A 19,660-nucleotide genomic window follows, 5' to 3' on the forward strand; every position below is an offset into this window, starting at 1 on the left:
CACATCAGTCTCGAGCCTGCAGTGTCAGGCGGCGCCCCAGTGGGCGTGGTGTCCCACTCGGGCGCCGCAGACGTGGAATTCCTGACGACGCGGTCGCTGGTGGGACGTCAGGCCCAGGCAGCTCTGCCCGTGCGCACCAAGCGATCCGCGACGGTGGCCTGAACCTCGTCGACGGTCATCGCGACGAGAAGGTGGTCCCGCCACTGGCCGTCGACGTCGAGGTACCTGCGCAGCAGTCCTTCCTCGCGAAAGCCCACGTTGCGCAGTACGGCTTGGCTGGCCAGGTTCTCGGGACGCACCGTCGCTTCGACGCGATGCAGTCCGACGGCACCGAAGCAATGGTCGAGCCCGAGCGCCAATGCTGCTGTCGCAACGCCGCGCCCGTTGACTTCCTTGGCGACCCAGTACCCGATCCACGCCGAACGTAACGCGCCGCGCACGATGTTGCCGACGGTGATCTGTCCGCAGAACTCGCCGTCGATCTCGATGGCCATCGGGATCATGTGTCCCTTACGGGCTTCGGACTTCAGCCCGGAACACAGTGCGGGCCACGACGAAATGTGGTGTCGCGCTTCCCACGAACCCTCGCCGGTCGGTTCCCACGGCTCGAGATGTTCGCGGTCGCCGATCCGCAGGCGACTCCAGGCGGCCGCGTCGCGCAGACGCACGGGACGCACGGTGACGATGCCCGCAGCAACGGTGAGGGGTCCAAGTTTCGCGGGCCAACCAGGGTGGCTCGACCACGTGCGCGGCATCAGTCGATATTAGGCGCTCCGCCCACGTGCGCAGAAATGTATAGCCCGCTACACATTCGCGCGCACGTGCGACGCAGTCGCCTACCCCCGCTGCGCCAGGAAGGACACGTCCACTTCCTCACCCGTACGCACTTCGGTGACGTCCGGGTCGATGACGACGAGACAGTTCGCTTCGGCGAGCGTCGCGAGCAGGTGCGACGACGCCCCGGGCGCCCCGCCGAGTGCTTGGACGAGATATTCGCCGGTGGCCTCGTCGCGCATGAGCTGTCCGCGGAGGAAGCCCTTACGGTCCTCGATCGACGTGATGGGCGCGACGGTTCGCGCAGTGACGATGCGGCGCATGGGCTGTCGACGTCCGAGCGCGATTCGGATCAGCGGACGCACCATCACCTCGAACACGACGAGCGCGCTGACGGGATTTGCGGGCAACAGAAACGTCGGCACTTCGTCGCGACCCAGTTGTCCGAAGCCCTGCACGGATCCGGGATGCATCGCGACGCGCTCGACTTCGAGATCGCCGAGGTCCGAGAGTGCTTCTCGGACACCGTCGGACGCGCCTCCGCCGACAGCGCCTGCGATGACGACGATCTCGGACCGAATCAACTGACCTTCGACGACCTCGCGCAGTCGCTTCGGATCGGTACTGACGATGCCGACGCGGTTGACGTCGGCACCGGCGTCACGGGCCGCTGCGGCGAGTGCATAGGAGTTGACGTCGTAGACCTGGCCCGCGCCGGGCGTGCGATCGATATCGACGAGCTCGCCGCCCACCGAGATGACCGACAGCCTCGGCCTCGGATGCACGAGCACCTTGTCCCGGCCGACGGCGGCGAGCAGACCCACCTGAGCCGCACCGATGATGGTTCCAGACCGCACTGCGACGTCGCCGGGCTGGACGTCGTCACCGACCTTGCGAACGTAGTCGCCCGACCGCACCGGCCGGAACACCTTGACGCGCGCATGGCCGCCGTCGGTCCGGTCGAGCGGCAGAACCGCGTCGGCGAGCGTGGGCAACGGGGCGCCGGTGTCGACGCGCACTGCCTGACGCGGCTGCAACCGAATCGGTTGCCGCGAACCCGCGGTGACCTCGCCGACGACCGGCAACGTCAGGTCGATGCGCTCGTCGTCCTCGTTGCGCAGATCGGTGCCCGCTGCCGAGACGTCGACGCTGCGGACCGCGTAACCGTCGATTGCAGCCTGATCGAACCCGGGCAACGGCCGCTCGGTGACCACTTCTTCCGCACAGAGGAGACCTTGCGCTTCGGAGATCGCCACCCGAACCGGTCGTGGAGCTACCGCCGCAGCGGTCACCCGGGTCTGCTGATCCTCAACCGAGCGCAATGTGGCCCTTCCTCTATCCGGTCATACGTCGGGCCTACTCGTAGCTGGTGAGCTGCGGCGCCCAATCGTCGCTCAGACGCTCGGTCAGCCACTCACGCAACGCAGGCCCGTAATCGTCACGTTCGAGAGCAAAGTCAACCGCAGCACGAAGATATCCCCCGGGATTTCCGAGGTCGTGTCGGGATCCTCGATGGACGACGACGTGAACCGGGTGGCCCTCGGAGATCAGCAGCGCGATGGCGTCGGTCAGCTGCAGCTCGCCGCCCGCGCCGGGCTCGATGCGTCGCAACGCGTCGAAGATGGCTCGATCGAGCAGGTAGCGACCCGCCGCGGCGAACAGCGACGGCGCCTCCTCGCGCTTCGGCTTCTCGACCATGCCGGTGACCTTGAGCACGTTGGGGTTGACGGCGTCCGGAACCGTCTCGACGGAGAAGACGCCGTACGACGACACGTTCTCCTCGGGAACCTCGAACGCGCACAGCACAGTTCCGCCGCGCTTGGCACGCACGCGCGACATGACGTCGAGGACGCCGCGTGGGAGAACCAGGTCGTCGGGAAGCAGAACGGCGACCGCATCCTCGTCGTCATCGAGGACTTCCTCGGCGCAGGCGACAGCGTGCCCGAGACCGAGGGGCTCGTTCTGTACGACGGACTGGACGTCGAGCAACGCGGGTGCGACGCGCACCTTCTCGAGCATCTTGAGCTTGCCGCTGGCCTCGAGCTTGGTTTCGAGAACGAGGTCTTCGACGAAGTGCGCGACGACGCCGTCCTTGCCCGGCGAGGTGACGATCACGAGACGCTGAGCACCGGAGTCGGCGGCTTCACCCGCGACGAGTTCGATTCCCGGTGTGTCGACGACCGGCAGCAATTCTTTCGGAACCGTTTTCGTTGCAGGCAGAAAGCGAGTTCCCATTCCTGCTGCAGGAACGATCGCCGTCCGAAAATGGCGTGCTGCTGCTGTCGCGGCTTCTGTCATGCTTCCCACCCTATCCATGGTCCCTGCGGATCTGCTCCGCATGTTCTGACGCTTCCCTGCTTGCCTAAACTCGAATCCATGTCTCTGGAGACCCCGTGACGCCGATTTCGAAACAGGAATGGCGCAGCCGAATACTGGCCTCTCGCCGCACTGTCGAAGCCGACGTTCGCGTCGCAGAATCAATGAAACTTTGTCATGCCGCAGCCGATTCGGCGCGACGAACCACCGCGGTGGCGGCCTACGTGCCGGTCGGCAGCGAGCCCGGTTCACTCGATCTGCTCGACGCGTTACGCCGAGAATCGAATGAGGTTCTGGTGCCGGTCGCACGTGAACCAGGGCCGCTTCACTGGGCAGAGTACACAGGCCGAGACAGCCTCAGATCCGCTCGGTACGGATTGCTCGAACCGACCGGAGAAATACTGGACCCAGGGTCCGTGAGCAGGTGCGATGTCGTGTTCGTACCCGCTCTGGCGGTCGATCTTCGGGGCGTTCGCTTGGGCCGGGGCGCAGGGTTCTACGACAGGACGCTCGACCTCGTCGGACCGGGCGTTCCGATCGCGGCGGTAGTCCGAGACGGGGAGTTGGTCGACGAATTACCGGAGGAACCGCACGATCGTCGCGCGACGCATGCGCTCACGCCGTCGCACGGACTCGTGACGTTGAGCGAGGAATAGCCGACCGAATCGCTGTGTTGGCAGTCTTGACTGTAGAGTGCTAATGCTCTTGCAGTTTTCAGCAGTTTTTCGGCACACCATGGTCTCGACCGAGTAAGGCGACGTCTCCTTGGTGACCAGTGGACCAGCGCGGAGGAACATCGATGCCCACCTATTCGTACGCCTGCACCGAGTGCGACAACCGATTCGACATCGTGCAGTCGTTCAGCGACGATTCGTTGACCGTCTGCCCGCAGTGCAGCGGCAAGCTGCGCAAGCTCTTCAACTCGGTCGGCATCGTGTTCAAGGGCAGCGGCTTCTACCGGACCGACAGCCGCGGCGGATCGAGCACGGCCAGCGAGAGTGCGGGCGAGTCCAAGAGCGACAAGTCCAGCACCAAGACCGAGTCGACGACGTCTACCAGCACTTCCTCGACATCGAGCACGTCGTCGAGTTCGTCCTCCTCGACGACATCGACAGCTGCTGCCAGCTCGTAGATTTTCGGCTTTATCCACAGGCCCCGGCTATCCACAGCCGGGGCCTGTGGCGGCTTTAAGGGGTCCGCTCCCCCGCTAGCGTGACGCCATGCCTCAGCGATCATCGCGACTCGACGTCACTCTGCTCGATCGGCTTCTGCTCCGACCTGGCTGGACTCGGACTGCGACGGCTCGTCGCATCGTCGCGGGAGTACTCGCGCTCGTCGCGGTGGTCCTGTTCGTGAAAGACGCGTCCGCGAGTGATCGGGCGGCCGTCGTCGTCGCCGCTCGCGATCTTGCGCCGGGTGAGCCGCTGACCGAAGCCGACGTCCGTCTCGCCGAATTCGACCCCAGTTCGACGCCGTCCGGCGCCCTCACCGACATCGCCGACGCGACGGATCACACCGTCGCTGGTCCGATTCGTGCCGGCGAACCACTCACCGACGTCCGACTGCTCGGTTCCCGGCTCGCCGGGGCCGCGCTGGGCACAGCCGACGCCAGGATCGTTCCGATCCGACTCACCGACGCAGGCGTGACGGATCTGCTGCGTGAGGGCGACACGGTCGACGTCCTGACCGTCGGCGGCACCGAGGATCAGGCAGCACGGATTCTGGCGACGCGATCGGTCGTCGTACTCGTGTCACCGAAGGACGCGCGGGAACGCGGCAGCGACCGCGTCGTGCTGATTGCGATGCGCCCCGACGACGCGACGACCGTGGCCGCCGCGTCGTTGGTCAGCTCACTGACCGTGACACTGCACTGATCAGCCAATGCTGAAGGGCTGTCCCCACAGCGTGACGGTCGACGTCACGGTCGGCGTCTCGATGGTGACGTCGACGTACGACCGGGCTTCGGCGAACCCGGCACAGCCTGCGACGCTCAGCGTCTCGTCGGCGTAGGTGAATCCGCCGCCGTTGCCGTCGAACGAGAAGGAATTGTCGACCTGGGTGGCGACGTCGACGCCGTCGATCGTGGCCGTGGTCTCGTCGCCGACCAGTTTGACGTCGTTCAGCTGACCGGGCGCGAGGTCCAGGTAGACGCCTGCACCGATGTTGTAGGTGTTCGGCTGGGTGCGGTCGATGCTGAGCGACAACGGGTTTCCGGGATCCATCTCCACGGTGTTGCCCTGTCCGAACGATGCGCCGGCGCCGCCGCCGATGCCTGCACCGAAGTCGACCTGGCATCCGACGAGGAATCCCGGCTCGATCTTTCCGCCGGTAGCGTTGGACGTCTCGACCGTGTAGTTACCCGTGACCCAGACGTTGCGCTGTGTCGGGGTCGCGCTCATCGACGGCGAGATGAGTCCGCTCTGGCCGAAGCCCTTGACCGTGACGGTCGTGCCGTCGATCAGGGTCTTGCTGATCTCGTTGTCCGGCAGCGGTACGAACGTGTCGGCGCTTGCCGCACCCGCGGACCAGAAACCGATCGCGACGGCACCCACCGCACCGACGGCTGCCATACGAACAGCCGCAGTCTTGTTGTTCTTCAACGTCTTTCCATCCCGTCGTGAGGTTCGTGCGAAGTCTGGGGAGCGCATCGATCAGCCGATGCTGAACGGCTGGCCGTACAGCGTGCCCTTGTAGCGGTAGTTTCCGGTCAGCTCGAGCGTGGTGTACGCACGTGCCTGTGCGTATCCGCCGCAGTTCTGCACGGAGATGCCGACGTCCTGGTACTGGATGGCCGTCGTGGGGCCGGTGACGTCCTTCGACGCGATCTCGACGGCTGCGACCTCACGGTCCTGCAGCGGGATGTTGAACTCCGCGCCGCCTTCGATGGTGTTCTCGGTCCAGCCGGCGCCGCCGATGAGGAACGGGATCGGGAACAGCGTGACGATGTTGGTGTTGCCGCCTTCGATGCCCGCGCCCGCTTCGAGGCCGAGTTCGAGGTCGGTCATGTCGAGCTGGCAGCCGACGAGGTAGCCGGTCTTCAGCGTGCCCGTCGAGCCTGCGGGGACCTCGGCGAGAGCGGTGCCCGTTGCCCATGCGTTGCGGTTCAGACCGTTGAACGCGATCTGCGGGGCGACCTTGGCGGACTCGTCGAACCGGGCGATCTTGTACGGGCCGGCGACCTTTTCACCACCCGGCAGCGGGACGAAGGTTTCGGCGTTGGCCGCACCAGGCGACATCAATCCGACGGCTACTGCCGCTGCCGCACCGATCGAGGCCAGGCGGCCGAACCTGCGCAGCGCCGACGAACGAGACTTTCCCATGGTTCCCCTTAAAAGCACGACTCCGACTACCTCGAACCGAGAAACGAGGCACATTCTCCCGGGGAAGGATACGGGACGAATGCCTCACAGTCATTGACAAGAGTCCATTAATTTTGCTGTATCGGGGAAATACATACATTTTCAAGCAGTCCTCACGTGGGCTAGCCTCGTGGGGAGCGTCAACATCTCGTCCGCACCATCGACATCCGGGAGGGTTCATGCTCAAGGGGTTCAAAGATTTTCTGCTTCGCGGAAACGTCGTCGACCTCGCCGTCGCAGTGGTCGTCGGTGCAGCGTTCACGGCCATCGTCACCGCGTTCACCAACAACATCGTCAACCCGCTCGTCGCCGCGATCGGCGGGTCGAACGAATACGGCTGGGGCTTCCAGATCACCTCCAGCCCAGAGACTTTCATCAACGTCGGCGCAGTCGTGACCGCGGCGATCAACTTCATCATCATCGCCGCCGTCGTCTACTTCGTCCTCATCCTTCCGGTCAACACCGCGAAGAAGCGCTTCGTCAGCCAGCCCGAGAAGGAACTGAGTGACGTCGACGTCCTCGTCCAGATCCGGGACATCCTGGCCGGCGGCACCGACGTCGGACGGAAACTGTCGACGCCCGCCGACGACACCGGCGGCAGCGGCGAGGCAATCGGCGACACCGACGGTTCGGCGCCCAGCGGTCAGCACGCGAAGCCATAACTTTCGACGGAATCCAAAAAGCCCGCTTTCCCGTATTCCCCGGGAAAGCGGGCTTTTCGTTCGAAATTCTTTGCTGCGGGGTTCAGTCGTCCTCTTCGACGCCGCATCGGACGCCCAGAAGGATAGTGAACTCGCCTTCGAACTCGTTCTCGAAGTCCGGCGGCCGCGTCGTAGGCGACTGACTCAATACCGTGCATTCATCACCCCCACCGATACGCGTGCTGACCACACCTTGATAGTCGGCCACCGCGAGCGTTCCGATGGCGTCATCCAACTCCATCCCCACCACGTACGGAGGTGGGCCGGTGGGCACAGCCTGAGCCACCCCACTCACCCCCAGCGCCAGCAACCCTGCCGCCCCCATCGCAAAGACACCCTTGTTCCACATCGCAGCCCCCTTGTCCGACGGACTGCGTGCGCGGTCCGGAACACGAATACGTGCAATCTCGATTCACTCTCGCGCAGATCGAGTCCGTGCACAAAGGGCAAAAGACCCGTTTCCGCACTTGAAACGGAAACGGGTCTGGTCGAGCACAGCGCCGAGGCGTCTGTTAGTTCAGCCGCCACGGCGCGCCGTACGACACCACGGTGCTGCCGCTCGACGACACTGCCTTCACGTAGGGCCGCACAGTCACGTTGCCCAGAATTCCCGTAGCGGTCCCATGGACGTTCGCGAACTGGATTTCTGTGAGTTCTCCCGACGCGGATCCCGACGCCACCTCGACCTCGGTGACGCCCGGCCCCGGAGCGATTGCAGCATTGAAGCCGACCGTCGGCGCCGAGATAACCACCTTGGGCTTCACCGCGGAATCGATTGTCACCGTCGCCTCTGGTGTCTCGAACTCGAACGTCACCGAACCACCCAAGCTCATCGGATACGCAATCTGATATCCAGCGCTGACAGTGCCGTCGAAATCGACTGCGTTCGAGCCGGTCACCGCTACCGAGGCTCGTCCGTTGTGAAACCACTCGCGGGTTAGAGGACTGCCGTCGAGCGGCGCAACGCCATTGATGAACGTGTCCAGCTGCGTCACCTCGATGGTATTTCCGCTATCGGTGATGCTATTGACGCTGTCGACGCCGGCCTGCGCAACGCCCGCTGTCGCGAGAGCTGCGGCGAGTGCGAGCACACCTCCGGCCATCACGCGCCGACCATTTTTCGAAGCCATTTTCGGACTACCCCTTCCCAGCCGAACGCTAAATCCGTTCGGATACAGGACATCTCGCCTTGAATGGCGAGGACCCAATCAGTACCTCATGCTTGAGGATGAAGTAACCTTAACCTAACCTAACTCCGAACATGCCGGTCAGTTTTGTGAACCACGTCACCAACCAGGACCGGGCGCTTGAACATCGGGGCCGGTGAAAGTGCTTGCGCGATAGCCACTTCGAGAGCAGCGCTCGTTCTGCCACAACGAAAAGCCCGTCGTCACCGAGATCGGTGCCGACGGGCTATCGGAGCATGGCGTTGCTGACTGCGTCCAGATTTCGGACGCAGTCAGCAAGTGGTCAGCCGAGGGTTTGCGGGTCCCCGTACGAGACGACTGACGAGCCATCGTCAGCGGTGACCTTGACGTACGGACGAATCGTCAGGTTGCCGAGCACACCCGTGGTCGTGCCGTGGATGTTGGAGAACTGGAGCTCGGACAGCGCACCCGAGACATCACCAGCGGCAACCTCGACTTCCTGAGTACCGGGGCCGGGAGCGATGGTCAGCTGCGATGCGGTACGAGGAGACGTGACAACGAGCTCTGATTCGACCGTGGTCGTTGTCTTGGTAGTGGCTGCAGGAGCCCCATCCTCAGCGGCAGAAACGGTGGCGTCGCCTGCATCTGCGCCAGCGTCGCCTTCGTCTGCGCCAGCGTCGCCTTCGTCTTCGTCTTCTACAGGCGACGTTGTGGTCGGTTCAGGCTTGACGGTCTCGGTCTTCTGCTTTGCCTTGGCCGTCAGGCTCGGGGTGTCGAACGAGATATTGATCGATCCGCCGATGCTCATCGGGTAGGCGAACTGGTACCCCACACTTACAGTTCCGGCAAAATCGTCCGCACCAGCGACTGCGATCCGGCCGTTGTGAAACCACTCGCGTGTCAGCGGGCTGCCGTCGAGCGGAACAACACCGTTGATGTACGTGTCCGACTGCGTCACCGTAACGGTATTTCCACTTCCGTCAACGAACGAGTCGACGCGGTTGACATCCGCCTGCGCGACACCGGATCCAACCACCGAGGCCAGGACTCCCGCCGAGACCACCGCAACTGCGCGCGAACGCGCACCGATCTGCATGTTCAAAACACCCCTCACGTTCCGGATTTCATTACCCGGCATTGGAAGCGACCGACACAGAATGGAGTGCGCGGCCGACTGTACGTCTCCTCAAGTTTGAGACTTGTTTACCATACCGCAGATTTTATGAAATTCGTGGACTACGTTTCATGCGCAAGTCAGTTGAACTTCTGGAGTGGGAACTCGGCGAGTGTTATTGCGGTGCCGTCACTTTCACACGCCGATGACACAGCGGCAGAGTTGTCGACGAATGCCTGACCGGACTCGCTGTCCGCTTCGGTCAATTCGAGCGAATCGGCCGGAAGAGCAGTCACCAAAGTCTGAATCTTCTCTTTCACGCCACCTTCGGCCTGGTCACCCAACGGCGCGAACTTCGCGACGGCAGCATCCTTGTCCGCGGTCCAAGCGTCGACGTCACCACCGACGGGGCCTGCCTTGGTGAGTTCAGTGAACTCGTCGTACGCCGCCGCGAATTGCTGGCACGCATCTGCATTTGCGCCCGAACCCGAGTCACCGCCCGAGTCGTTGCTGCAGCCCGCGAGAGCGAGCAACGCCGAAACGGCAACTACTGGAATCAATGTGGAGCGCATGAAGTATCAGCCATTTCTCGCACGCTCGAGCGCACCAGCTCGGCGGACGGTCTCTTTTGTATACGAGGAAGAACACGAAAATCGGGCCCGACCGGAAAGATCCGGTCGGGCCCGATTCTATTCAGCGCGTCAGCGCTGGGATGAGGCTGTCATCAACCGATCGAGATCAGTTGAAGGTCCACGGGACACCGTAGGTGACAGCAACGTCACCCGTGGAGCTGGTGACCGAGACGTACGGGCGAACGCGGACGTTGCCGAGGATGCCGGTCGCGGTGCCGTGAGCGTTGGCGATCTGGATGGTTCCCGAAGCGCCTTCAGCGTCGCCGCTGGTGCCCTGGATTTCACCCGAAGCTGCAGTGGCGTCGACGATGCCCGGTCCCGGAGCGATCTCAGCCTCGAAACCAGCCTGCGGGATCAGGTTGCCGAACCCAGCGGCGAGCCCGTCCTTGTCCGCCGACAGGTCAAGCGTCGGGGTGGAGTAGTTGAACGTGATGGAGCCGCCGAGGCTGGCCGGGTAGCCGACCTGGTAGCCGACAGCAACCGTGCCCTCGAAGTCGTCGGCGTCAGGTCCGGTGACGGTCCAGCCGGCAACGCCGTTGGCGAACCACTCACGGGTGAGCGGGTTACCGTCGAGCGGCGGAACGCTGTTGATGAAGGTGTCGGACAGCGACACGGTGATCGTGTTGCCGTTGGCGTCGACGACCGTGTTGGTGCTGTCAACTGCAGCGGACGCGGTTCCGGTACCGAGCACCAGGCCGGCAACCGAAGCGCCGGCAACGACCGTTGCGGCAATGGACTTCAGTCCACGGCTGCGCCGCGGCTTCTGGATCTCCGTCATTTAAATCCTCATCATGTTCAGTCCCAAGCGCGTTCGCACGGGAAGCTTGTGGCTTGCACCCTCGAGGCCAGTCGGCATGTTGCCGAAGGTTCCCGAGCAGAACTAGATCCTGGGATCACGTTCGTAAGTAGTCCCGACACAGGGGCTCGGAGCGTGTGTTCCAGCCCTTGCTGCCGAAGCTGAGGGGAACATTAGAGGAGTTGCCGGATCGTGACAATCCCTACGAACCTGCGCCAAACATGGCCGAATCGTGATGTGTTTCCTGTGTGTGAACGGCTTTCACACCATACTTGCGGGTAACCTGCGTCACAAAATGGGCGTTGTTGCCGTTCCGTTACAAACCTCACCGCTAGTTGAAACGGCTCTGAAATGGGCAGACATTGCAGGGGACGGGCGAGAAGCGGATCAATCGGTCTTTTGGGACGCACTTCTGCTCATCGTGATTCGAACCCGAAAGCTCGGCACCGCGGGCCGCGTCCCGCTAACACCAGGTAAACGTTCGCCCAACACGGATGTGATTTACATTTCCAAATGTGTTGTGGATCACATCACAAGTGGTGCGGGGGGCGCTCTCGATCGAACCAATCGTCCGTCGTGCCCTCGTCGCGGCGCGAGCGCTCATCGCTCGTCGTGTCGGGCAGGACGTCCCCGAAGATGCGAGCGAGCCGGGCCCGATCGATACGGGCCCGGCTCTCGTCGTTGTTCTTCTCTGTCATGTCAGGTGCGGTCAAGCATCGAGCCCGGACAGTTCTGCGATCACTTGGCTCGCCAGCGGGGTCAGGGTGGCCATGCCGTCGCGAATCGCCGCGCGCGAGGACGCGAGATTGACGACGAGGGTGCTTCCCGACACTCCGACGAGCCCCCGAGACAGGCCTGCGTCCATCGCTCCAGCTGCAAGCCCGGACGAACGCAGCGCCTCGCTGATGCCAGGAATCTCACGGTCGAGGATCTCGGCGGTCACGTCCGGGGTGACGTCGCGCGGAGACACCCCGGTGCCTCCGACCGACACGACGAGGTCGACTCCGCCGATCACGGCAGTGTTGAGAGCGTTACGAACATCCACCTCATCCGACGTGACAGCCACGACTCCGTCCACCAGAAAACCTGCTTCGGTAAGGAGTTCCGTTACCAGCGGGCCGGTCGAATCCTGTCCATTACTGTGCGCGGTGCGGTCGTCGACGATCACGACCAACGCTCGGCCAGCCAGAGGGGTCTCGAGTTCCATACTGCTCACCGTAGTAGTAGCCCTCTGCTCGGTCTCACGCTGTGCGTAAATCGTTGCAACGGTCGCCAGGCGCTCGGTGTCCGAGAGCATCAGCGGCCTCCGGGAAAGCCAGGGATCTCGAATGGCGACTGCGAGGTCGAGGACGGTGTCTGGACCGACGCGGTCTGCGGTTCGGCGGTTCCCAGCGTCACGTCCACAGTCTTCTCGTTGCCACCCTCGGTGTAGGTGATCTTTACCGAGTCGCCGGGTGCATGCGACCGCACCGCGGCAATGAGGGCGTCACCGCTCGAGACCACGCGGTCGTCGACCTTGGTGATGACCGCGCCCTTCGGAATGCCTGCCGACGCCGCCGGACCGCCTTCGGTGACCTCGACGACCGTCGCACCGTTCGCATCATCCTGCGACGGCACCTGGACGCCGATCATGGCCTGCGTGGCCTTGCCGGTCTTGCTCAGCTCGTCGGCTATCCGCTTGGCCTGGTCGACCGGAATCGCGAAGCCGAGGCCGATGGACCCGCTCTGCGTGCCGGAGGACTCGCTGCCGCCGAGCGTCGCGATGGCCGTGTTGATACCGATCAGCTGCCCGTCCGTATTGACGAGTGCGCCACCCGAGTTGCCCGGGTTGATGGCCGCGTCGGTCTGGATCGCGTCGATGACCGAGTTCTGATTGCCCGACTCGCCGCTCGTGGATACCGGACGATTCAGCGAGGACACGATGCCCGTGGTGACGGTTCCGGCGAGACCGAGCGGGGAACCGATCGCGACGACCTGTTGTCCCACTTGCAGATTCGACGACGTGCCGAGCTCGATGGGCGTCAGATCGCTCTTGCCTTCGGCCTTGATGACGGCCATGTCGGAGACCGCGTCGGCGCCGACAAGCGTTGCGTCGGCAATCGATCCGTCCGAGAAGGCCACGGTCAGCTTGCCGTTGGCGCCCGCACCCGTCGCTACGTGGTTGTTGGTGAGGATCAGGCCGTCGGACGACAGAATAACGCCGGAGCCCTCGCCCTCTGCTTTGCTGCCCTTGACCTGGATCTGCACGACGCTCGGCAACACCTTGTTCGCGACGGCCTGGATCGAGCCGTCCGGGATGTTCGCGGCCGGTTGCGCTGCAGTGACAGTCGAGTTCAGCGAATTGGTCGCCGCGCCAGTGCCATTGGCACCATTCGTAGCCAGAGCGCCTACAGCACCGCCGATTCCACCTCCGACGAGGACCAGGGCGATTGCTCCGGCCACGAGCGTGGTGCGACCCGGCCGACTCTTGACGGCTGCCGGGGCCTGCTGCGACGGCTGGTGATTCTGCGGCGCAGCGTGTTGCTGGTTGTAGCCGTAGTTCGGCTGCTGATAAGCGTTGTGGCCGTAGGCGGAATGACCGTATTGTCCGGCCTGCTGGCCGTACCCACCCTGCGGTGCGTGCTGCTGCGTCGGGAACTGCTGGGTCGAATTCTGCTGTGCCGAATTCTGTTGGGTCGGATGCTGCTGCGTGGACTCGGAGTCGTTCTGCTCGGAGTCTCTACGATCGTCGGTCATCGGCTTGTCGCTTCTTTCAGTAGAAACCTCGCCCTGAGGACGAGGTCGCCCGCCTTGTTAACGACTACTTTGCCGTGCGGGACTGAGAGCGCGCTGAGACAGAGCTATCAGTTTGCCGAGACTGTTCCAGACGGGTCGATACCACTTTCACCAGGCAAGACGACCCGAATCAGCGCCCCACCACGGTCCGAGACCTCGACGCCGATCGTCCCACCGTGCTTGATGACGACCTGACGCACGATCGCGAGACCCAGCCCGGAGCCCGGCATCGAGCGAGACGCCGTCGAACGGTAGAAGCGCTCGAACACCAGCTCGCGGTCCTCTTCCGGAATACCGGGACCTGCGTCGTCGACGGTCAATTCCATGAGCCCATTGCCGATCTGACGCATGATGACGCGCACCTCACCGCCACTAGGACTCCATTTGGCCGCATTGTCCAGAATGTTCAGTACGGCGCGTGACAGTCCCGCCTGATCGCCGTACACGAACCACGGTTCGAGGACGGCCTTGAACTCGATCTCGTTGCGGCGACGTCGCGCACGCTCGAGACTGCGTTCGACGGCGTCGGCAAGATCGACCCGCTCGAACACCGTCTCGGGCGCATCCTCACGGGCCAGGTCGACGAGATCGCCGACGAGCGTCGACAATTCCTGAATCTGTGCGACGACATCGGACCGCAGTTCTGCCATGTCTTCGTCCGGAATCGACGGCGCCCCAGGACGTCCCGACGCGATCAGCAACTCCATGTTCGTTCGCAGCGACGTCAACGGCGTCCGGAGTTCATGACCGGCGTCGGCGACGAGACGGCTTTGCCTCCCACGGGATTCGGCGAGAGCCCGAAGCATCGTGTTGAAACTCTCGGTGAGCCGGGCCAACTCGTCGTCGCCAGTTACTGGAATCGGCGTCAAGTCGTCGGTGCGCGCGACGCGTTCGGCTGCCGCGGTCAACCGCGCGATCGGCCGCAGGCCTGTTCTGCCGACGGCCATTCCCGCCCCTGCTGCGAGTACGACACCGCAGCCGCCCACGATGAGCAGAACCCACGCGAGCCGGTCGAGCACTTGCCCTGTGGGAGAGAGCCTTTGGGCGATCACGATCGCGCTGCCGTCCATCGCACGCTGACTGAGGACGCGTTGTCCGTCGACCGTGCGCAGCGAACTGTCGACCTTGCCCTCGGCGACGGCGATCTCGTCCTCGCCGATCGGCACCTTCGAGCCAGGCGGGACGTACTTGGTGAGGTCCGGGAAGATCAGTGCGACGGACACATCGGTGCTGTACAGCGTCGCACCGGCCACGTACCGCGGGTCGAACGTGACGACGTTGCTGTTGATCAACGCGTCTGCGCGACTCCGCAATTGGTTGTCGACGTCGCCGTACAGGGCGCGGGACACCACCGCGTAGGCCGCGATCGCCATCACCGCGACGGCGATGGCCACCACCGACGCAGCGAGGAGCGTCACGCGCCAACGCAGCGACACCGACCGGGTCAACGGCATCGGGGGACGCATCGACGAGTCGGTGGTGAGTGGGCCAGGAGGCCGTCGAGCGAAAGGAGCGACCATCACGGAGGCGTTTCGCGGAGAACGTATCCGACACCACGGACAGTGTGGATCAGGCGCGGCTCGCCGTCGGCCTCGGTCTTGCGACGCAGATACCCGACGTACACCTCGAGGGCATTGCCCGACGTCGGGAAGTCGTAGCCCCACACCTCTTCGAGGATGCGGCTGCGCGTCAGAACTCGACGCGGGTTCATCATGAGCATCTCCATCAGGGAGAACTCGGTGCGGGTCAGGCTGATCGACCGGCCGCCGCGTGTGACTTCGCGCGTCACCGGGTCCAGCGAGAGGTCGGCGAATTCCATCGCTTCCGATTCTTCGCCTGCTTCCATCGCCGTGCGACGGAGAAGGGCGCGGAGTCGAGCGAGAAGTTCTTCGAGCGCGAAAGGCTTCGGCAGATAGTCGTCGGCACCCGCGTCGAGACCTGCCACGCGCTCGGACACCGAGTCGCGGGCGGTGAGGACGAGGATCGGAAGGTCGTCGCCGGTGCTGCGCAGCCGGCGGCACACTTCGAGGCCGTCGAGGCGGGGCATCATGACGTCGAGAACCAACGCGTCGGGGCGAGCCGCCGCGATCTTCTCGAGTGCATCCAAGCCGTCGACAGCGAGCTCGACCGTGTAACCGTTGAAGGTGAGGGACCGCCGAAGCGAGTCGCGGACGGCTCGATCGTCGTCGACAACCAGGATGCGCATCGTTACAGTTTGGCCCGACGGACTGAGATATGTCTGAGAGGGTCCTAGTCTTCGGCGGGCAAACGTCGGGCAATGGGTAAATTCCAGCGTCGCCACAGCGCAAGAAGGCGCAGGCCGGTCGCGATGACGGTCCCCGCGATCAGTCCGATGTTCACGGGCCACCCGAAGCCCACGACGGCCGCTACCGTCGTCGAGCCTAGCAACGCGGGCACCGCATAGAGGTCACGACGAAGCAACAACGGAACCTCGTTGACCAGGACGTCACGGATGACGCCACCGGCGACCGCCGTCGTCGCACCGATGAGGCAGGCGGCCAGTGAGCTACCGCCGGTGTCGAGGGCGATCGTTGCACCCGTCGACGCGAACAGGCCCATTCCGAATGCGTCGAAGATCAGGACGCCACGACGTACCCGGCTCATGGCGGGATGCGCGACGAACACCAGCAGCGACGACGCCAACGCCACCGCGATGTTCGGCCACTGGTCGAGCGACGTCGGCGGATGAATGCCCAGCAGAAGGTCGCGGATGATGCCGCCGCCAATGCCCGTCGTGATTCCGACGACGCACACGCCGAACAGGTCCAAGCGTTTCCGGACACCGATCAACGCGCCGGAGGCCGCGAACGCGGCGATACCGACATAACCGAGGACATCTACGAGCACGGGGTAATGGTCGCACTTGACTCGGCTGTGACCTCCGAGAGTCGATCGGTATGGGCTTGGTACCTCGAACGCTGCCGGCCGTCCCAGGTGCGGATGACGATGGGGACATGAGAACTTCGATGAGAAAGGTTGTGGCGGGTGTGGTGGTCGCGGCAGCCGTATCGTTCGGCGCGGCCGGGGTCGCACAGGCTGATGAGCTGATCCGGGTACCCAACGTGACGGGGATGTCGGTGTTCGGTGCGACGGAAAGACTCAGCGAGGCCGGTTTCGACAACGTGATCGCCAGCTCCCCCGATGCGACGGGTCTGGTCGCCGGTACGACGCCCCGAGCCGGAACCTTGGCTGACGAGGACACGACGGTGATCTTGTTGGTGCCGAGCGACTGAGCCGTCGTGGTGGGTCGATAGTGGTCGTTCAGGGCCGGATGCGGCTTCTCGGCCGACTACGCCATGGAACCGCGCCGCCTGCCTCTGCGTCTAAACCCTCGACAGCGACGAGGGGGGGCCGATGCGGAAACGGTGGGCGGTGATCGCTGCTGTGACTTGTTTCATCGCCGGATGTGGGGGCGGCGTCGATGGGGTCGAGGTCAGGGGGGTGCCTCAGGAGCGTTGGGATCCCTGCAGCATCCCCGCAGACGCCATCGCGGGGACGGGGTTGGATCCGGCGAGCCAGAAAACGTGGTCCGCTGGTGTGGTCGTTGACGACTGGACCATGTGCGCTTGGCGGGGCCCGATTAGCACACCTTGGTACTTCTTCAGTGTGCGATTCTCAAATGACTACACGCTCGACGATGCCCGTGCGGACTCGACATACTCAGACGTCATCGACGTAGCTGTGCAAGAGCGACAGGCAGTTCGCTACCGAACGAACATCCGTGGTCAGCCTGAGAACTGCAACCTTGCAATGGCATCGGTAGACGGAACAATCAAAACCTCGGTCGATGTCATAGGCAGCGAACGCGCAAAGCTCGACCCATGCACGGTACTGCTTGCGCATGCAACTGACCTGTTGGCCTCCTTCCCGCCCCATACGAGATGAGCCCCTATGAATCCAATGGATCCCGCTGTCGCATATTGGAATTCGCTATCAGACGCCGCGGAGTCCGGGCAACTGTACTTGTCGCCAGAGGCGGCTCGAAAGTGTGATTACGCGTGCACCGACTTCCTCTCCAAGCTCTCCGACCACCAACTTGAAGCGGGTCTGCTAGCAGACGTAAAGGGGCTCGGAAGCCTTCCATCCGGAATTAGTCTTGCGACACGTTTCTCCGAGAAGGCAGCAGGCGGTCCTAACAACCTCGTCGACGTGCTGCAAAGTCACATCGACGTTGTCATGGCTATGCAAGCGGTATTCAGGAAGTTCTTCACCGACACTGCAGATACCGATCGGGAGAACGCGTCGGGAATCTCGGCGCAGGGCCCGAGGTAGCTCCGCTCCCGGCTATGAACGACCGGGGCACCGCAGGCTCATGCGGAATCCTAATCCTCACTCGATGCATCGCTTGAGAATCGAGAACCGGGGTGAGGATTCGACCAAAACTCACCCCGCGCGCACCTTCCAGCCGGCGCGCATGTTGCAACCTGCGCATCCGCTGCAACCTGCGCGCCTGGGGGGCGGCTACAGTTCCTGCAGCCGAACGGTCCCGTCGTCGGCGATGGAGAAGCCCGGGTTGTGGCAGATTTCCCACAGCACACCGTTCGGGTCCGCGAAGTGCCCGTGATAACCACCGAACGCCGCTTGCTGGGGTGGCTTCACCAGCGTCGCGCCGGCCTTGACAGCTCGGTCGACGATCGCGTCGACCTCGGCCGGACCGTCGACGTTGTGCGACAACGTCAACCCGCTGACCTTTGCCGGGCCACCGTCGTGCCCAAGGTCCTCCGTGAACTTCTGCGCGTCGAACAGCCCCATGACCAGCCCTGGGCCGATCTGGAAGAACAAGATTTCACCGGGGACGTCCAACAGGGCCGTCCAACCCAGGCCATCACGGTAGAAGGCGCGGGCAGCGTCGAGGTCGGGGGTGGCAAGCGTCGTGAAGTGAATGCGCTGGTCCATCCACCCATTCTGACGGCTGAGGCCGCGGTCTGGCAGGCTTTGCACTGTATGAACTCCCACAGACCAGAGTGAGGAACGTTGCCTATCGTCGACAACGCTGTCTACGTCGACGGCGTGCGCACCGCGGACCCCGACAGCCTCGACCACACCTACGAGGCGATGCGCGAGCGCAACGGCATGGCCTGGATCGGCCTCTATCGACCCGACGACGATGAGATCGCCTCCATCGCAGCAGAATTCGGTCTGCACCACCTTGCTGTCGAGGACGCGATCGCAGCACATCAGCGGCCCAAGCTCGAACGCTACGGCGACCAGCTGTTCGTAGTGCTGCGGCCTGCTCGCTACATCGACGAGACCGAAAAGGTCGAGTTCGGCGAACTCCATGTGTTCCTCGGTCCGGACTTCGTCGTCACCATCCGCCACGCCGAGTCCCCCGAGCTGGGGACGGTCCGCAAACGACTCGAAGAGGCACCCGACCTGTTACGGCAGGGAACGCAAGCCGTCCTCTACGCCATTCTCGACCAGGTCGTCGACGAGTACGAACCCGTCGTGGTGGGGCTGCAGAACGACATCGACGAAATCGAGGACCAGCTCTTCTCCCGCGATCCCTCGGTATCCCGACGCATCTACACTTTGTCCCGCGAAGTGACCGAATTCCAGCGCGCCGCCGCCCCCTTGGTGGCCATGATCGAATCGCTCAAGCGCGGCGAAGACAAGTACGACGTCGACATCGAACTGCAGCGCAACCTCCGCGATGTGCTCGACCATTGTGTACGCATCGCAGAACGTGTGGAATCGTTCCGCGTCAACCTGCAAAATGCGTTGCAGACGAACGCGACTCTCGTTGCGCAACAACAGAACGACGAGATGCGCGCGATGACGCAGGTCAACCTGGATCAGACGGAGCAGACCAAGAAGATCTCGTCATGGGGCGCGATCCTGTTCGCCCCGTCGCTGATCGCCGCGATCTACGGCATGAACTTCGACTACATGCCAGAACTGAAGTGGCACATCGGCTATCCGCTCGCATTGCTGACGATGCTCGCCTGCTCCGGCGTGCTGTACCTCGTATTCAAGCGTCAGAAATGGTTGTGACGCCCCGCCGAGCGAAATTCACCCTCCTATTGT

At 63.7% G+C, this 19,660-nt stretch carries 23 protein-coding genes; 6 read left to right on the plus strand and 17 right to left on the minus strand.

Going from position 1 to position 19,660, the window contains the following annotated elements; translation table 11 throughout:
• Positions 1-107: 107 nt before the first annotated feature.
• The 3 genes from DK926_RS09210 to DK926_RS09220 all read right to left on the minus strand — a co-directional run bounded on the left by DK926_RS09210 (position 108) and on the right by DK926_RS09220 (position 3,072).
• Positions 108-755, minus strand: coding sequence for a GNAT family protein (locus DK926_RS09210; protein ID WP_114330172.1), 648 nt, complete (start codon positions 753-755; stop codon positions 108-110).
• 81 nt (positions 756-836) lie between these two features.
• Positions 837-2,096: a gephyrin-like molybdotransferase Glp gene (gene glp / locus DK926_RS09215; RefSeq protein WP_068423910.1), complete on the minus strand. Its 1,260-nt coding sequence runs from the start codon at positions 2,094-2,096 to the stop codon at positions 837-839.
• Positions 2,097-2,130: 34 nt separating this feature from the next.
• Complete coding sequence (locus DK926_RS09220; protein WP_114330173.1) at positions 2,131-3,072, minus strand: UTP--glucose-1-phosphate uridylyltransferase; 942 nt, start codon at positions 3,070-3,072, stop codon at positions 2,131-2,133.
• A 95-nt stretch (positions 3,073-3,167) separates the two neighbouring features.
• Here DK926_RS09220 and DK926_RS09225 point away from each other — a divergent pair, with 95 nt between their 5' ends.
• From DK926_RS09225 to DK926_RS09235, 3 genes are all read left to right on the plus strand, one after another.
• Positions 3,168-3,746 carry a 5-formyltetrahydrofolate cyclo-ligase gene (locus DK926_RS09225; protein ID WP_207890783.1) on the plus strand — a complete coding sequence of 193 codons (579 nt, stop codon included), beginning with the start codon at positions 3,168-3,170 and terminating at the stop codon, positions 3,744-3,746.
• A 143-nt stretch (positions 3,747-3,889) separates the two neighbouring features.
• Positions 3,890-4,222, plus strand: a complete 333-nt coding sequence (locus DK926_RS09230; RefSeq protein ID WP_084423665.1) for an FmdB family zinc ribbon protein — start codon at positions 3,890-3,892, stop codon at positions 4,220-4,222.
• An 88-nt stretch (positions 4,223-4,310) separates the two neighbouring features.
• Positions 4,311-4,964 (plus strand): SAF domain-containing protein, encoded by a 654-nt coding sequence (locus tag DK926_RS09235; protein ID WP_114330174.1) that lies wholly within the window; start codon positions 4,311-4,313, stop codon positions 4,962-4,964.
• Here DK926_RS09235 and DK926_RS09240 read toward each other — a convergent pair whose 3' ends face one another.
• Together DK926_RS09240 and DK926_RS09245 are read right to left on the minus strand one after the other, a co-directional pair.
• Positions 4,965-5,690, minus strand: a complete 726-nt coding sequence (locus DK926_RS09240; RefSeq protein WP_084423658.1) for an MspA family porin — start codon at positions 5,688-5,690, stop codon at positions 4,965-4,967. It abuts the gene before it with no gap.
• A 51-nt stretch (positions 5,691-5,741) separates the two neighbouring features.
• The gene (locus tag DK926_RS09245) at positions 5,742-6,410 is read right to left on the minus strand and encodes an MspA family porin (RefSeq protein ID WP_068423904.1); all 669 of its coding nucleotides are present in this window, start codon (positions 6,408-6,410) and stop codon (positions 5,742-5,744) included.
• Between the two features lie 218 nt (positions 6,411-6,628).
• Here DK926_RS09245 and mscL point away from each other — a divergent pair, with 218 nt between their 5' ends.
• Complete coding sequence (mscL, locus tag DK926_RS09250; RefSeq protein WP_068423902.1) at positions 6,629-7,111, plus strand: large conductance mechanosensitive channel protein MscL; 483 nt, start codon at positions 6,629-6,631, stop codon at positions 7,109-7,111.
• A gap of 82 nt (positions 7,112-7,193) precedes the next feature.
• Here the strand turns inward: mscL and DK926_RS09255 are convergent, their stop codons facing one another.
• From DK926_RS09255 to DK926_RS09300, 11 genes are all read right to left on the minus strand, one after another.
• Positions 7,194-7,499, minus strand: a complete 306-nt coding sequence (locus tag DK926_RS09255; protein ID WP_114330175.1) for a hypothetical protein — start codon at positions 7,497-7,499, stop codon at positions 7,194-7,196.
• A gap of 163 nt (positions 7,500-7,662) precedes the next feature.
• Positions 7,663-8,280, minus strand: a complete 618-nt coding sequence (locus DK926_RS09260) for an MspA family porin (RefSeq protein ID WP_114330176.1) — start codon at positions 8,278-8,280, stop codon at positions 7,663-7,665.
• A gap of 340 nt (positions 8,281-8,620) precedes the next feature.
• Positions 8,621-9,394: an MspA family porin gene (locus DK926_RS09265; protein WP_165839546.1), complete on the minus strand. Its 774-nt coding sequence runs from the start codon at positions 9,392-9,394 to the stop codon at positions 8,621-8,623.
• A gap of 158 nt (positions 9,395-9,552) precedes the next feature.
• Complete coding sequence (locus DK926_RS09270) at positions 9,553-9,984, minus strand: hypothetical protein (RefSeq protein WP_114330178.1); 432 nt, start codon at positions 9,982-9,984, stop codon at positions 9,553-9,555.
• Between the two features lie 166 nt (positions 9,985-10,150).
• Positions 10,151-10,822: an MspA family porin gene (locus DK926_RS09275; protein ID WP_114330179.1), complete on the minus strand. Its 672-nt coding sequence runs from the start codon at positions 10,820-10,822 to the stop codon at positions 10,151-10,153.
• Between the two features lie 548 nt (positions 10,823-11,370).
• Positions 11,371-11,538 (minus strand): hypothetical protein, encoded by a 168-nt coding sequence (locus DK926_RS26845; RefSeq protein WP_167674253.1) that lies wholly within the window; start codon positions 11,536-11,538, stop codon positions 11,371-11,373.
• A gap of 11 nt (positions 11,539-11,549) precedes the next feature.
• Positions 11,550-12,047, minus strand: a complete 498-nt coding sequence (locus tag DK926_RS09280; RefSeq protein WP_206031301.1) for a MogA/MoaB family molybdenum cofactor biosynthesis protein — start codon at positions 12,045-12,047, stop codon at positions 11,550-11,552.
• An 89-nt stretch (positions 12,048-12,136) separates the two neighbouring features.
• Positions 12,137-13,576, minus strand: a complete 1,440-nt coding sequence (locus DK926_RS09285) for a trypsin-like peptidase domain-containing protein (protein ID WP_114330180.1) — start codon at positions 13,574-13,576, stop codon at positions 12,137-12,139.
• A gap of 107 nt (positions 13,577-13,683) precedes the next feature.
• On the minus strand, positions 13,684-15,135 hold the full coding sequence (locus DK926_RS09290; RefSeq protein WP_068423896.1) for a HAMP domain-containing sensor histidine kinase: 1,452 nt from the start codon (positions 15,133-15,135) through the stop codon (positions 13,684-13,686).
• Positions 15,135-15,821 (minus strand): response regulator transcription factor, encoded by a 687-nt coding sequence (locus tag DK926_RS09295; RefSeq protein ID WP_068423894.1) that lies wholly within the window; start codon positions 15,819-15,821, stop codon positions 15,135-15,137. Before DK926_RS09295 ends, DK926_RS09290 begins: the two co-directional genes overlap by 1 nt.
• Positions 15,822-15,865: 44 nt before the next feature.
• The gene (locus tag DK926_RS09300) at positions 15,866-16,483 is read right to left on the minus strand and encodes a trimeric intracellular cation channel family protein (RefSeq protein ID WP_114330181.1); all 618 of its coding nucleotides are present in this window, start codon (positions 16,481-16,483) and stop codon (positions 15,866-15,868) included.
• A 119-nt stretch (positions 16,484-16,602) separates the two neighbouring features.
• On the opposite strand from DK926_RS09300, the gene DK926_RS09305 reads away from it, so the two are divergent.
• The gene (locus DK926_RS09305; protein ID WP_165839547.1) at positions 16,603-16,869 is read left to right on the plus strand and encodes a PASTA domain-containing protein; all 267 of its coding nucleotides are present in this window, start codon (positions 16,603-16,605) and stop codon (positions 16,867-16,869) included.
• Between the two features lie 1,228 nt (positions 16,870-18,097).
• On the opposite strand, the gene DK926_RS09320 is transcribed toward DK926_RS09305, so the two are convergent.
• Positions 18,098-18,532: a VOC family protein gene (locus DK926_RS09320; RefSeq protein ID WP_114330185.1), complete on the minus strand. Its 435-nt coding sequence runs from the start codon at positions 18,530-18,532 to the stop codon at positions 18,098-18,100.
• A gap of 78 nt (positions 18,533-18,610) precedes the next feature.
• Here DK926_RS09320 and corA point away from each other — a divergent pair, with 78 nt between their 5' ends.
• A complete protein-coding gene (gene corA, locus DK926_RS09325; RefSeq protein WP_114330186.1) occupies positions 18,611-19,627 on the plus strand; it encodes a magnesium/cobalt transporter CorA in 1,017 nt (338 codons plus the stop codon).
• The last annotated feature ends 33 nt before the right edge of the window (positions 19,628-19,660 follow it).

The sequence above is a fragment of the Rhodococcus sp. Eu-32 genome (assembly GCF_003336925.1).
Lineage (GTDB): Bacteria > Actinomycetota > Actinomycetes > Mycobacteriales > Mycobacteriaceae > Rhodococcoides > Rhodococcoides kyotonensis_B.

What these genes read in the sequence shown, in the direction of transcription:
- DK926_RS09210 (WP_114330172.1), bottom strand. Translation starts at nt 755, where the DNA reads ATGCCGCGCACGTGGTCGAGCCACCCTGGTTGGCCCGCGAAACTTGGA.
- DK926_RS09220 (WP_114330173.1), bottom strand. Translation starts at nt 3,072, where the DNA reads ATGACAGAAGCCGCGACAGCAGCAGCACGCCATTTTCGGACGGCGATC.
- DK926_RS09230 (WP_084423665.1), top strand. Translation starts at nt 3,890, where the DNA reads ATGCCCACCTATTCGTACGCCTGCACCGAGTGCGACAACCGATTCGAC.
- DK926_RS09235 (WP_114330174.1), top strand. Translation starts at nt 4,311, where the DNA reads ATGCCTCAGCGATCATCGCGACTCGACGTCACTCTGCTCGATCGGCTT.
- DK926_RS09245 (WP_068423904.1), bottom strand. Translation starts at nt 6,410, where the DNA reads ATGGGAAAGTCTCGTTCGTCGGCGCTGCGCAGGTTCGGCCGCCTGGCC.
- mscL (WP_068423902.1), top strand. Translation starts at nt 6,629, where the DNA reads ATGCTCAAGGGGTTCAAAGATTTTCTGCTTCGCGGAAACGTCGTCGAC.
- DK926_RS09255 (WP_114330175.1), bottom strand. Translation starts at nt 7,499, where the DNA reads ATGTGGAACAAGGGTGTCTTTGCGATGGGGGCGGCAGGGTTGCTGGCG.
- DK926_RS09260 (WP_114330176.1), bottom strand. Translation starts at nt 8,280, where the DNA reads ATGGCTTCGAAAAATGGTCGGCGCGTGATGGCCGGAGGTGTGCTCGCA.
- DK926_RS09265 (WP_165839546.1), bottom strand. Translation starts at nt 9,394, where the DNA reads ATGCAGATCGGTGCGCGTTCGCGCGCAGTTGCGGTGGTCTCGGCGGGA.
- DK926_RS09270 (WP_114330178.1), bottom strand. Translation starts at nt 9,984, where the DNA reads ATGCGCTCCACATTGATTCCAGTAGTTGCCGTTTCGGCGTTGCTCGCT.
- DK926_RS09275 (WP_114330179.1), bottom strand. Translation starts at nt 10,822, where the DNA reads ATGACGGAGATCCAGAAGCCGCGGCGCAGCCGTGGACTGAAGTCCATT.
- DK926_RS26845 (WP_167674253.1), bottom strand. Translation starts at nt 11,538, where the DNA reads ATGACAGAGAAGAACAACGACGAGAGCCGGGCCCGTATCGATCGGGCC.
- DK926_RS09280 (WP_206031301.1), bottom strand. Translation starts at nt 12,047, where the DNA reads ATGGAACTCGAGACCCCTCTGGCTGGCCGAGCGTTGGTCGTGATCGTC.
- DK926_RS09285 (WP_114330180.1), bottom strand. Translation starts at nt 13,576, where the DNA reads ATGACCGACGATCGTAGAGACTCCGAGCAGAACGACTCCGAGTCCACG.
- DK926_RS09290 (WP_068423896.1), bottom strand. Translation starts at nt 15,135, where the DNA reads ATGGTCGCTCCTTTCGCTCGACGGCCTCCTGGCCCACTCACCACCGAC.
- DK926_RS09295 (WP_068423894.1), bottom strand. Translation starts at nt 15,821, where the DNA reads ATGCGCATCCTGGTTGTCGACGACGATCGAGCCGTCCGCGACTCGCTT.
- DK926_RS09305 (WP_165839547.1), top strand. Translation starts at nt 16,603, where the DNA reads ATGAGAAAGGTTGTGGCGGGTGTGGTGGTCGCGGCAGCCGTATCGTTC.
- DK926_RS09320 (WP_114330185.1), bottom strand. Translation starts at nt 18,532, where the DNA reads ATGGACCAGCGCATTCACTTCACGACGCTTGCCACCCCCGACCTCGAC.